At 50.8% G+C, this 518-nt stretch carries 1 protein-coding gene and 1 tRNA gene; both read right to left on the bottom strand.

The annotated features are described in order from the left end of the window. Positions 1-285 (bottom strand): pyridoxal 5'-phosphate synthase lyase subunit PdxS (locus QGG57_07165; GenBank protein ID MDP7007930.1); only part of this gene is annotated, 285 nt, incomplete at its 3' end. Positions 286-296: 11 nt separating this feature from the next. Further along, positions 297-373: transfer RNA gene (locus QGG57_07160), tRNA-Ala, on the bottom strand. Between the last annotated feature and the right edge of the window lie 145 nt (positions 374-518).

Genomic DNA, 518 nt, shown 5'->3' with positions numbered 1-518 from the left:
AGAATGTCCAATTCTGCATTTTGCCATAACAGGAATCGTCGTAAAATCTATTATTTCCTTGATCATTGACGGATTCGACATTCTGGCCACTCCTCCGTCAGCCCGGATGTCGGCCGGTACTCTTTCTAGAGCCATCACAGAAACTGCACCAGCATTCTCGGCGATTCCAGCCTGCTCTGCGTTTACCACGTCCATTATCACACCTCCCTTCTGCATTCTGGCAAATCCCCGCTTGACTAGCTCCTTGCCATGCATCAGGGATTCAAGATCCAAATCAAGCGCCATTTTTCCTCTTCTGGTGGACCGGGCGGGATTTGAACCCGCGGCCTCCGCCTTGCGAAGGCGGCGATCTTCCAGGCTGATCTACCGGCCCTTTAGTTGAGGCCTCAGCCATCAAAAAATTGTCTTTGTCAGGCAACACCACTAGCTTCCAAGTGTATGGCCGCAGCTTCACTTAGATCCTCATATAATCCTTCATCATCAATTCCCGAGTAGGAAATCTTACCTCCTCTCCCCCG

The organism is Candidatus Poseidoniia archaeon, from assembly GCA_030748895.1.
In the GTDB taxonomy this organism is placed as follows: domain Archaea; phylum Thermoplasmatota; class Poseidoniia; order MGIII; family CG-Epi1; genus UBA8886.
This window is presented reverse-complemented; position numbering and strand designations above follow the sequence as displayed.